The sequence below is a fragment of the Aquimarina sp. I32.4 genome (genome assembly GCF_002924285.1).
Classification (GTDB): Bacteria; Bacteroidota; Bacteroidia; order Flavobacteriales; family Flavobacteriaceae; genus Aquimarina.
Genome location: NZ_PGUB01000050.1, coordinates 22,909 through 35,940 on the forward strand (window position 1 = coordinate 22,909; position 13,032 = coordinate 35,940).

A 13,032-nucleotide genomic window follows, 5' to 3' on the forward strand; every position below is an offset into this window, starting at 1 on the left:
AATTTTTCTTAATAGACCAGTATATATCGCGTCTTTGAAGGGAATTGTAGTTTTAAATTACAGTTTTTAAGCCCCAGAAAAAGCAATAATTTTAGCCTTATAAAAGATAAATCACCCTATTTATCTTAATAATTATCATACAATTATAAGATAAAAATACCTTTTATCCTTAAATTTCTGCTAGTAATTATAAAATTGATAGTTTATTTATAAGTACTTAAGAGTAATCTCTTCATTAAAATAAATTAAAATCTTGTTCTTTACAACATATCCCATCTTCTCTAAAATTGATGCGTATTGTTCTATTTGATGGGTATGTGTATTATCATGAATACCCGTCTTGTAATCTATTATTGTAGTCAAATTATTAACATCCATTATTATTCTGTCAGGACGTACTAGTTTTCCATTATATATAATATCTCTTTCATTATATATAATGACATCTTCAGAAAAATACTGAGAAAGTTGGGGGTGATTCACAATATTACTGATTTCTTTATAAAGCAACTTTTTTTCAGAAATCGTAATTTCTCCTTTTTGATATGCCTCCTCAACAACCTTTTCTACATCTTTATATGTATGTACAGAAGCCATAAGATCATGCATCAAATTTCCTTTTTCTATTGCGCTTTGCTGAGAAGTATCCCACAATTTACCAGAATTGGTAATAATATGTACCTTATATTTTGCTGGAGTTGCTTCAAATTTTGAGAGCTTGATTACTCTTGGTTTATCCTCGACACTTGTTGTATGAGTACTATCAGGCTTATTTGGATCTCCAAAAACATATTCTGTAATATTAGAATCCCATCTTTCTATATGTTTTAAATATGAAATTAACTTTCCTGAAAAAGTATTGGGATTACTTTCTCCTCGAGAATTTAATTTCATGTTAGAAACTACATACAGCTGTTCTTTTGCTCTGGTAAGCACTACATATAATAGATTAAAAGCATCTAATTCTAATTGTGCTTGTCGATTTAAAACAATGTTTTGTGCATGCTCACCATACTCTACTATTCCTTTATTGTAATTAATAAACACTTCATCAAATCCTTTATAATTATCACTTTCTACAGGTAACCATGTTTTGGGTTCTATCTCTTCATAGATATCAATATTTGCATATGGATATATAACACAAGAAAACTCAAGTCCTTTAGCTTTATGTATTGTCATAATTTGTATGGCTTCTTCTGTTTCTGGGGCTACAATACTTAATGTATCTTTATGAGCAAGCCAATATGACAAAAATCCAGAAATCCCTTCTGTATGTCGTTGCGTAAAAGCAAAGATAATATCTAGAAAAAATTGTAAGTATGCAGAAGCAGTATTTGCCAGCGAAAAACTAGTTATAATATACTCTACAGCATCATATAATGGTTTTATTGCTAGATCAGCAAAATTAAATTGAACTCCTAAATCTTGTAATGCTGATGAAAATTCTTGTTTAGTACCTGACATCATCTTTTGCAAAAAAGAATGTTTCTCTGCGATTGAAAACTTATCTGTTAAAAAATGTAATACATTAATCTTTGATTGTAAATGGTCTGATTGTATATGCCATGTGAGTAGATTCACTATAAATACTACTTCTGGAGCATTATTAACCAATAAGGTTTCTGAAGAGATTATTGATATTCCTTTTTGAGTAAGAAAATCTGCTATAATAGCTCCTTCTTTTTGTTTACGCACAATAATACAAATATCATTATACGCATACTCTTTATTAGCCAACTCTAGTATAGTGTTATACACTCTTTCTGGGTACATCTCGTTTTCCTGAGATACATTTTTTGCTTCTATAAATGATACATTTACGTATCCATCTTTTTTTGAGTTTACTTCCTGTTTATTTCCTGATACGTATAATTCTTGATGTTTTGTATCACTAAAATCCTTTGACAAATAGGTAAATAAGTTGTTATTAAATGTAATAACTTCTTCATGGCTACGGTAGTTTCTAGGCAAATCTAGCACTTGCTTTTCTTGTACCGAAAAAGGGTTTTTGCCTGAAGACAGGTCAATTAATTGCTCTGCTTTTCCACCTCTCCAACGATATATCGCCTGTTTGGCATCTCCTACTATTGTAATTTTCCCTCTTTTTCCTGTTAGGGTTTCTGTAGAAACTGCATTATCAATAAGTGGTATCAGGTTGTTCCATTGTAGTTCTGATGTATCTTGAAATTCATCAATAAAATAATCTCTATAGCGCTCGCCTAAGCGCTCATATATAAAAGGGGCTGGTTGCCCTTGAATTGTTTTACTTATAATAGTATTAAACTCTGATATCAATAAAATTTTTCTTTCTTTTTTTATTGCTAACAGTTCTTTATTTATAGCATTCAATACAGAAAGTGGGGTTAGATTCTTGGCTATATTTTGAAAAAAACCTATTTCTACTAATCGTTCTTTTGTTGCTAGAAAACTTTCTTCAATAGTTGGTCTTATTGTATCTATTATTTCTTTTTTATAACTATCTAATTTTGCTCCGTAAAAAGAAGCTTCTTTTATATTTTGTTTCCAAGCTGCCTTGAAATCAATTTTCACATCACCTTCTGCCAATTTCAAAAAATGCTTAGGAATTGAACTACGGGTAAAATCTGTATACTCAATCTCTTGCTCTGTTATTAATTGTAAGGTGTTTTTTGATTCTGTGATAATCTCTTTTTTTCCACTTTCAATTTTTTGTTTCAAATATTGTTTGAGAGATTCAAAATCTTCAATTTGCTTGCCCGAAAGCTTATTGAGGTGCTCTCTATCATTTTCACTAAATAATAATCTGGCAACTTTATTTAGCTCTATGGTTATATCCCAACTTTTATCATCTTCTAGTTTGCTTATCGCAAAATCAATAATGAGCTTGGTTAGCTCTTCATCTAATCCTATTTTTGCAATAACTGCATCTACGGCTTCTTTGACTAATGAATCTGTATCCATCTCAATCTCAAAATTCATAGGAATACCTAGATCATGTGCAAATGTTCTTATTACTCTATGTGTAAATGTATCAATAGTCACCACATCAAATGCAGCATAATTATGAAGAATACTCCTAAGAATTCGTTTTGCCTTTTGTTTGAGATCCTGCTCGGTAATTTCTGTCTCTATACTTAACTCTTTCAACAGATCTTGATACTTAGTTGGTGTATCAGGTTTACTAATAGCAACCAGATTCTCTAAAATTCTGGTTTTCATTTCGGCAACTGCCTTATTTGTAAAGGTTATTGCCAAAATACTCCTATAGCTATCTTTAAATTCTCCTGTAAATAAGGCTATTAAGTATGCTTTGACTAAAGTATACGTTTTACCTGCTCCAGCAGCAGCATTATAAATCGTAAAAGCAGTGGTAGAACTCAATTCTTTTTTTTTGTCTAAAATACTAAATGCCGTCGTATTTATACTGAGTGTTTGTTTTTTTTAAATTTAATCAAACTCATTATTCAAACCTTTATTTATAACAGAATACTGTATTCTCTTGAGCACTAGATTCATTAATTAATTGGATAACTACTTCATCAAATAGGGTTGCATCCAACTGCTTTTCTTGAACAACTTTATTGTATAGTTCAAAAAAACATTGTGGTCTGTTGATGGTATTGATCAATTCTTTGTGATACCCATTATCATTAATTGTTTTTGCCATATAAAATCCAACTACATGCCCGTAAAAAGGCAGCGCTTTACTTACAGAATCCCAAGTGTACAACTTGTTTTTATTTTGCGCTATGGTTATTAGTTTTTCATTTAATTGAGAAGTACGTATTTTTCCTTTTGCAAATTCACTTCTTATAAATCCTAAGTATTCTGGTGAAGTAGTCTTTACTTTAAGATCCAAATATCCTTTATCTTTATCTATTAAATCTGCAATCCCTTCTTTTTGTGATTGGTACACTATTTTTTGAATAAGCTCTTTATTCTTATCAAGAGTCTTATTTTTTTCTTTGTCACTATTAATTTTATAGCTATCTAAAACATAATGATGTAATTCATGACCTAATGTTCCGCCTTTATCTATTTTATCAATAAAATATGAAAGCAATAAATCCATACACACCCCTGATTGATTTGCATGTGCATTTTCTCCGAATAAAATTATATTGATAATTGGTACTTTATAATTTTTATATTTCTCTGGCAAAAATTCATTAGCTTTATCAATCATAGCTTCATACACCTTTTGATCTCTCATCCAATTTATATGTTTTTTCAAATCTTCTCTTGATCGATCGGTTTCTTCAAGGTGTAAATAAATCGATTTCTGAAAAACATCTCCATATCTAAATATACTATCTTTTGTTTTTTTATTTTCAGGATAAAAACATATCGCTAATCTCTCTTTTATCATTTCAGGTGTGGTACCATTGGCAGATTCTATTACTTTATATCCTTGATGATTCAATAACTTATCCCACAAAACATCAGAAGGGTATTGACTATTTTTTAATGAATCTACTACCTCCCAATAGTCATAAACAGCTTCAAAATTAAAACGAGAAGCAGTATTCTTACTAACTCTAGTTTTTTTATCACCACAACCAACAGCAAATAACAAAATAGACAATAAGCATGTGTGTTTTATAAAATTCATCGTATATATATTAAAACTGAAGTTTGAATTTTCCCCTCAGTAAACATACAAAATTGACTGATTATAGTCTTAAACTATATAAAAAAATTAGCTATTTAATTAATTTATAACAATTATAAATTTTTATTCATCATTCTAATTGTTAAATTTGGTGTCATTTTTATTTTTTATTAATCAAAAACAGTCACGTATGTCATTTGAACTACCAAAATTAAACTACGCTTTTGATGCGTTAGAACCTCATATAGATGCTCGTACCATGGAAATTCATCATGATAAGCATCATGCTGGATACACCAATAAATTAAATGCTGCAATTAAAGGAACTGACCTTGAAGGTAAAACCATCGAAAATATCCTTATTAATCTTGATATGACGAATGGAGCTGTTAGAAATAACGGTGGAGGATATTATAATCACAGTCTGTTCTGGGAAGTAATGTCTCCAAACGGTGGCGGTAAGCCTTCTGGTGAGCTTGCTGATGCAATAAATGTAGCTTTTGGTTCTTTTGAGGCCTTCAAAGATGCTTTTTCTAAAGCAGCAGGAACTAGATTTGGTTCTGGATGGGCTTGGTTATGTGTTCATCAAGGAGGAAAAGTAGAGGTTTGCTCTACTCCTAACCAAGACAACCCAATAATGCCAGGAATTGGTTGCGGAGGAACTCCTATACTAGCATTAGACGTTTGGGAGCACGCATATTACCTAAATTATCAAAATCGTCGCCCAGATTATGTTTCCGCATTTTTTAACGTAATTGACTGGAACGAAGTTTCTAGCAGATACGCTCAAGGAAAATAACACTTGGTGTTTTAATAAAAAAGGAGTGATTAATTCTTGGAAGAATTAATCACTCCTTTTTTTATGCTTTACAATTGCATTATCATTAAGTCCTTTCTTTATATTAGTTATAAGTACACCAAACTATCTTATCAATAAAAGCAACCCCCTTTTGTAATACTAAAATAAGAGTCCCTAGAGTGCAGTTCAGATAAATACAAAGAGAATTTAATCTTGATTCGTGTATACTATAAAATAATAGTTATATGAGTATGAAGAATTACGAAATGCTATAAAATAAAAAAAGGTGGAAGATCCACCTTTTTTTGCCCCAAATCTACCATGAACTTAACCTACTTATGCTATGGCTCTGCTAATATAAAGCGTTATTTCATTGTGGAAAAATGTTTTAGATGAAAGGTCAAAATACTTGTTGAACTACACAATTTAACCTGTTTTAACAGCAAACATTTTCTTTTTTTAGTACGCTCTTTCGTCGTTCCCTTCAAAAAAGTTTATAAATGCCTTATTTACAACCCTATTACCTCCAGCAGTTGGGTAATCTCCAGTAAAATACCAATCTCCTAAATTCTTAGGGCACGCCTTATGAAGATTGTCTACTGTTTGATAAATAATCTTTACATCAGCATTAACAGACGTATCACTTAACAATTCTGAGATCTTATCACTTATTTCCTGATCAGAAAACCCATCATAGATTTCTTTTACAAAGTTTTGCACTTCAGAATCTTCAAGATTTTCCTGAGCTTTACATTTTTCGTAAACTTTCTCTACCAGATCATAATTACCATTTTCTTTTAAAAGCTCTAACGATGCCTGAAAAGCAATTAACCCTTCTAATCGTGCCATATCAATCCCATAGCAATCTGGATAACGAATCTGTGGAGCAGAAGAAACAATAACTATTTTTTTAGGCTTCAATCTATCTACCATTTTAATGATACTCTTTTTTAGTGTAGTTCCTCTAACAATACTATCATCAATTATTACTAGATTATCTTCTTCTTTTACTACTCCGTAAGTCACATCATATACGTGAGCTACCAAATCATCTCTACTACTATCTTCTGTAATAAAAGTACGAAGCTTGGCATCTTTGATTGCTATTTTTTCTGTTCTTAATCTATAAGAAAGAATCTGCGACAAACGCTCATCAGTAAGTGTTTCTTTTTCTGATAATATAGCCTCATTCTTTTGCTTATTCAGCTCATCTTGCGCTGCTTCTACCATACCATAAAAAGAGGTTTCTGCAGTATTAGGTATAAAAGAAAAGACTGTATTTACTGTATCATGATCAATTTCTTCTAGAACTTGAGGCATGATCAACTTTCCTAAACTTTTTCTTTCCTTATAAATTTCAGCATCACTACCTCTAGAAAAATAAATACGCTCAAAAGAACATGCTTTTCTCTCTAAAGGATCTATAATCTTACTTATAGATGTTTTTCCGTCTTTTTTTACAATGATTGCCTTTCCTGGATCCAGTTCAGAAACATCATCAAAATCGACATTAAATACTGTTTGTATTACAGGTCTTTCTGATGCCACAACAACTACTTCATCATCTTTGTAGTAGTATGCTGGTCTTATTCCTGCAGGGTCTCTCAAAACAAAAGCGTCGCCATGCCCAAGCATTCCTGCCATTGCATATCCCCCATCCCAATCTCTTGATGATTTCTTAAGGATTTTAGCAACATTTAGTCTTTCTGCTATTTGCGGAGAAGCTTCGTTCTTATTAAATCCTTCTTTCTTTAACTTCTTATATAACTTAGCCACTTCTGAATCTAGAAAATGACCTATCTTTTCCATTACAGTTACAGTATCTACTTTATCTTTTGGATGTTGCCCTAATCTTACCAAATTATTAAATAAGACATCATTATTGGTCATATTAAAGTTACCTGCAACAATAAGGTTACGATGCATCCAGTTATTTTGTCTTAAAAAAGGATGAACACTCTCTACACTGTTTTTACCAAATGTACCATAACGCACATGCCCAAGAAGTACTTCTCCTATATAAGGAATGTTTTTTTTCTGTTCTGCTACGTCATCTGCATATTCAGGGTGATCAACCAATTCTTTATTAATTCTATCATTGATCTGAGAAAAAATATCTTGTATTGGTTGCGGTTCGCTTGATCGCACTCTACTTATATACCTTTCACCAGGAGCTGTATCCAGCTTAATACTAGCGAATCCAGCACCATCTTGACCACGATTATGCTGTTTTTCCATCATTAGATACATTTTATTTACTCCATAAAATGCACTCCCGTATTTCTCTTTATAATACTCTAACGGTTTTAATAATCTGATAAATGCTATACCGCATTCGTGTTTTAACGCATCACTCATTGTATTCCAAAAATTCTAAACTGTTGTTGTGTTAGGTAAACCATAATTAAAAAAGCCCCAAACAATTGCGCTTTAGGGCCTATATTTATTTCAAGATAGTTCTATCTCGAATTGTGTCAAATCCTTAAACTGCTTAAGCCGTTTTTGAACTTCGTCTCGTTTTAAGTCCTCCATTCTTTCTGTACCAAATTTTTCTACACAAAAAGATGCTAAATTAGATCCATGAATAATGGCTTTCTTCATGTTATCAAATGATATATCATTTGTTTTTGTCAGGTATCCTGAAAAACCACCTGCAAAAGTATCCCCGGCTCCCGTAGGATCAAAAACTTCTTCTAGTGGTAATGCAGGAGCAAAGAAAATCTGTTCTTTATGAAATAAGAGCGCTCCATGTTCTCCTTTTTTTATTACTACATATTTTGGCCCCATCTTTTCGATAGCTCTAGCTGCTTTTACCAAAGAGTATTCTCCGCTCAATTGCCTAGCCTCTTCATCATTAATAGTAATGACATCTACTTTAGCAATTACTTTAAGAAGGTCTTCTAGAAAAGCATCTTCCATCCAAAAATTCATTGTATCTAATATAGCTAGTTTTGGTTTGGTTGTAAGTTGCTCCAAAACACCAAGCTGTACTAGTGGATTTAGATTTCCTAACATCACTATATCGGCATCTTTATAACTATCTGGTACCATTGGATTAAAATCAGCAAGTACATTAAGTTGAGTGTCTAATGTATCTCTTGAGTTCAAGTCATTATGATATCTACCACTCCAAAAAAATGTTTTTCCTCCTTTTACGACTTCTACTGCAGAAGTGTCGATGTTTTTCTCCTGAAGTTTTGAAAGATAATCTGTTGGAAAATCTTCTCCTACTACAGAAACAATCGCAGAAGAAATGTTGAAATTAGAGGCTGAAAGTGCAATATAAGGTGCTGCTCCACCTAATATTTTATCAGTTTTACCAAATGGGGTTTCTATTGCATCAAAGGCAATAGAACCTACAATAAGTAATTTGCTCATAAACTAGCGTTATTTTTTTTGCAAATATACGTTTTAGTTTTAAGTAGTAAAGACCGTTTGATGCAAACTTACCTTCAAAATCAGTAGATATTTTTCTTAGCTTTTTCTTAGATAAATAGTATCACTTTTAAATCATTCTATTAAATAAAGATATTATATCTCTCTTTAAATATTCCACCTTCAAACACTCTTGATCAGTTAGGTTATTCGACAACGAGTCAATCTTGAGCAAAAAGCATAGACTTCAAAAGGGTTTTCTGCATTTTTATCACAAAATCAACAATAGCAAATCACTAACCAAAACATATTAAATAATACAAAAATGTTAAAATTTACGTAAAAAAATTAAATAAATCTTAAAATATTTATAAAAAATAAACGTTATTTGAAATAACTCAAACTTATACTAATTATGAAAAAACTAAATTTAGCTAAACTAGCTTTAGTTACGTTATTCTCGATTTTATTATTCAACTGTGAGAAGAATTCTGACGATGTTATCGAAACAAATCAGGATACAGCTGCAAAAAGCGCTCATGTTTGTATCGAAAAATGGGATGCCAATCAATCAAAAGCTGCAAGTCTTAAATCAAAGCAGTGGGAGCCTGGACAAACAATTCGTGTTAAATTTTTAAATGGAAATAGTTATGTACAATCCAAAGTACGACAATATGCCGTAGAATGGGAAAACCATGCGAATCTAAAATTTGAATGGGTATCTTCAACCAGTAGTGCCAATATCAAAATTGGTTTTAAAGAAGGTCAATTTGCAGATGATGGGGGGTCTTGGTCATATTTAGGAACAGATTCTAATAACCATGCTCATAGTATGCATTTTGGATGGTTTAATAACAATACTTCTGACACAGAGTTTAGAAGAACTACTATTCATGAATTTGGTCATGCGCTTGGTTTGATTCATGAACATCAAAATCCTGTTGCTGGAATTAACTGGGATAAAGAAGCTGTCTATGCGTATTATGCAGGACCACCTAATAACTGGAGTAGAGCACAGGTAGATAATAATCTATTCAGACGTTATGAAAAAAATATTTCTAATTACAGTGTGTATGATCCAAAATCTATCATGCATTACCCTATTCCTGCAGAGCACACTATAGATGGTGTTGCTGTAGGAAGCAATTCTCAATTATCTGCAACAGATAAATCTTTTATCGCCTCTATATATCCTGGTAGCACTACTGGTGGTGGTAACTGTGATGGTGTATCTGAATACAATGGTAATGTTTCCTATTCTGTTGGAGATAAGGTAACATATCAAGGTAGTTTATACCAAAGAACAGCCAGTGGATGGAATAACCTTGGTGCATGTGATAGTACTCCTAATAACGATATTTGTAGTGGTGTAGCTGCATATAATGGTAATGCTTCTTATTCTGTTGGGGATAAAGTAACATATCAAGGTAATTTATATCAAAAAACAGCTAGTGGATGGAATAATCTTGGAGCATGTGGTAACTAAAAAACGGTAATCACGTATCAATTATTTGATACTCTAGATTAATAAATTATTTTTAAAGAAATGCTCCAGATAAACACTGGAGCATTTTTTATAAATTCACTTTTCTAGAACTTCTTTGTTTTATTTAAGTTGCAACTTCTCCAATAACTGCTCTATATTTTCTTTTGATTTTTTACTTACAAGATAACATTACTAACAATTGTAAGTATAGTATTCTTTGATAGCATAAAAAACAAGGGTTTTTTTTGAACATTTATTTCTCATAATAGTATAAAAACTAAACATCTCAAAAAATTCAGCTCTTAGTTCCTTAATTATTTATTGTCTTAACAACAATTTTTTTTCTTCCTAATCACCAATCACTCTTTAAAAATAAATTTATCTATTTTGAACGGTGATGGTTTATCTCTTTTGAAAGTATAACTTTATTATTGCCGTCCATAATTTTTAATCTATAATTTCCCTCTGGCAACTCTAATTCTATAGTGTTATCTTTTACAGAAAGGATTTTGTTTTTTATAGGGATGCTGTTATTTTTTAATTTTAAATATTCTTTTTCAAGAAAAACCGATACTAATACGTCTTCATTTTTATATGTTTTGAGTGTTTTTTCTTCAGAAGAAAATAAAAAAACTGTATTTTCTTTGTACACCTTTTTTAAATTTGGTTTGATTGTATTGATAAGGAAATAATCAACTCCTGAATTTATCAACTCCGATTGATTGAAATATTTTGATTCCAAAAGAATTGTATCGGCATTCGTATTTGCAATTATTTCGACTTGATCAATAGTAAGAGGGTTAATTCCTGATAACTCTTTAAAATATCCTGCCATCATTTTCTTTACAGGGTTATATTCGAGAATATGATCAATGCCAGCATACACGAATATTTTTGCATCGGGATCCTTATCAATTATTTTTATTAAATTCTCAGCTTGTGCTTTCTCACGATTATTAGATACATCATCATCATAACCAACTATATGATATCCTAACGCTAGAGCTTTTCTGATAAAAATCCCAAAATAAGGTTCTCTTGTATAATATCCTGTGCTCTTAGCAGGGATTCCCCTCTCATTAAGAATGCTATCTTGATCTTTATTTACCGCTTCGATAGCCAAATAATTAAAACCATTTTCTTTAAGTATAGGTAATAGACTATGTGCAAATATTCTATGATTAGGACTCCAATGGTTTTCATTCAGCATTACTACTTTTTTATGCTTTGATACATTTTTTATTTGTGGTAGAACTCCTTTTTTGTTAGGATGATTTGATATAGTAGCTAAAACATCCTCGGTAATTTTTTTAAGGTTTTGGGTTCTTTTGGAATCATATTTTTTAATTAGTTCTTGATACCTCTTATTGCTTGTATCATTAGACAAGATAGTTGTGTATAACTGAAAATTTAGCCATTGATTTCGTTGTTTTGTATTAATTGGTGCTTGATCTAACTTGTTTAACAGGTATAGAAAATTATTTTCATACCGATACGTATTAAATATATCAATAAGTTGAACTTGATCTTCAATATTAGAATTAAATTTAAATGATTTTATGATTTTATCTCCATCTCTCAACATCGTTAGGTTTGATTTATGAGATCCAATTGCACTTATATATAGTTTGATTTCTTTTCCTTTGGTACTTTTTTTGTAAATTACTTTCTGATCCTTAATGTCATTAAGGAGTAGAGTGTCTGTGGATTTTTTTATTTTTTTATTTTCCCGATATGTTATAATTACCTCATATTTGGGATCTTTTGCTCTTCCATAAAGGATTATATTTTTTTTTATTGAATGGTTATTTTTAAGAAATTTTGTGTGAATTTCTTTTTCGCCTATTGTATAAAAATTAATATCCCCAAAAAACCGACCACTTATCTTTAAAAAATTATTATAGTATACAACTCCATTATGATAATTATGTTTTCTGTACATTTTTGATGAAGAACAACCTGAAGAAATACTAAATAGAACTATACTGCTGAAAAAGAATATCAATTTAAGCATTCCATTTTTTTGTTTTAGGGTCATATTTACAAGGTGTTAAGTGATAATACTGATTACTTTTTGAATCAAAAATTGGAATACGATTATCAGGACATGCATACCTAAATTCACAACTATTACAGATTTCTACTTGATCTTTTGTAACTTTCCACAATGAGGTGATATCTGAAGACGTAATTATTTTTTGTAAATAATCATTTTTTAGGTCTCCATAGCTTTCAGAATCTTCATATGAACGTTTTACAAAACCATCATTATCTATGTATATTCTTCTATTAAAGTACAGGTTATATTTTTTTGCTTCAATAAAAGAGGGTGTATTAACAACTAAGTCCTAAATATTATTAATCCTTTTACATAGTATATCTCCTAATTGCTTTTTTGAATATATTATTTTTTCTTGATTATCGTTGTTAGAAGCTTGATAAAAAATTGACTGAATCAATCTTGGATACATCTCCATTAAATCAATAATTTGTTTTGACTCGATTTTTCTATAAGGAGAGATGATTACAATTCCTTTTAATTTAGATAGTTTAGCCCCCAATAAGTTCGGAGTGTTCTTTTAAATTTCAAACTAATACATTTGAGATATGAAATACAAGAAATGGACTTTAGACCAGAAGTTAGAAATACTAGCTACTTCGGAAGAGATTGGTATCGTAGAAGCTTGTCGTAAGTATGGAGTTAGCACTGGCACTTTTTATAGTTGGAGAAAGAAGTTTGACCATCAGGGAGAGGCTGGTTTAAAAGTTACTTATGAC

The 13,032-nt window shown here is 30.9% G+C and carries 8 protein-coding genes; 3 read left to right on the forward strand and 5 right to left on the reverse strand.

The features are described from left to right. Positions 1-207: 207 nt before the first annotated feature. Positions 208-3,363 (reverse strand): exodeoxyribonuclease V subunit beta, encoded by a 3,156-nt coding sequence (locus CVD18_RS12460; RefSeq protein ID WP_103865776.1) that lies wholly within the window; start codon positions 3,361-3,363, stop codon positions 208-210. A 91-nt stretch (positions 3,364-3,454) separates the two neighbouring features. Next, on the reverse strand, positions 3,455-4,594 hold the full coding sequence (locus CVD18_RS12465) for a DUF5700 domain-containing putative Zn-dependent protease (protein WP_103865777.1): 1,140 nt from the start codon (positions 4,592-4,594) through the stop codon (positions 3,455-3,457). Positions 4,595-4,784: 190 nt separating this feature from the next. Between CVD18_RS12465 and CVD18_RS12470 the strand changes: the two genes are divergently transcribed. Then, complete coding sequence (locus tag CVD18_RS12470; protein ID WP_103865778.1) at positions 4,785-5,393, forward strand: superoxide dismutase; 609 nt, start codon at positions 4,785-4,787, stop codon at positions 5,391-5,393. Positions 5,394-5,852: 459 nt separating this feature from the next. On the opposite strand, the gene CVD18_RS12475 is transcribed toward CVD18_RS12470, so the two are convergent. Then, positions 5,853-7,751, reverse strand: coding sequence for an amidophosphoribosyltransferase (locus CVD18_RS12475; RefSeq protein WP_103865779.1), 1,899 nt, complete (start codon positions 7,749-7,751; stop codon positions 5,853-5,855). Positions 7,752-7,841: 90 nt separating this feature from the next. Beyond that, positions 7,842-8,771: a PfkB family carbohydrate kinase gene (locus CVD18_RS12480; protein WP_103865780.1), complete on the reverse strand. Its 930-nt coding sequence runs from the start codon at positions 8,769-8,771 to the stop codon at positions 7,842-7,844. Positions 8,772-9,183: 412 nt separating this feature from the next. Between CVD18_RS12480 and CVD18_RS12485 the strand changes: the two genes are divergently transcribed. Continuing rightward, entirely contained in the window at positions 9,184-10,254 is a 1,071-nt protein-coding gene (locus CVD18_RS12485) for a carbohydrate-binding protein (protein ID WP_103865781.1), read from the forward strand. Positions 10,255-10,636: 382 nt separating this feature from the next. Here the strand turns inward: CVD18_RS12485 and CVD18_RS12490 are convergent, their stop codons facing one another. Beyond that, positions 10,637-12,292: a hypothetical protein gene (locus CVD18_RS12490; RefSeq protein ID WP_103865782.1), complete on the reverse strand. Its 1,656-nt coding sequence runs from the start codon at positions 12,290-12,292 to the stop codon at positions 10,637-10,639. A 569-nt stretch (positions 12,293-12,861) separates the two neighbouring features. Here CVD18_RS12490 and CVD18_RS12500 point away from each other — a divergent pair. Next, the coding region (locus tag CVD18_RS12500) for a transposase (protein WP_146052740.1) at positions 12,862-13,032 on the forward strand (171 nt) is incomplete at its 3' end.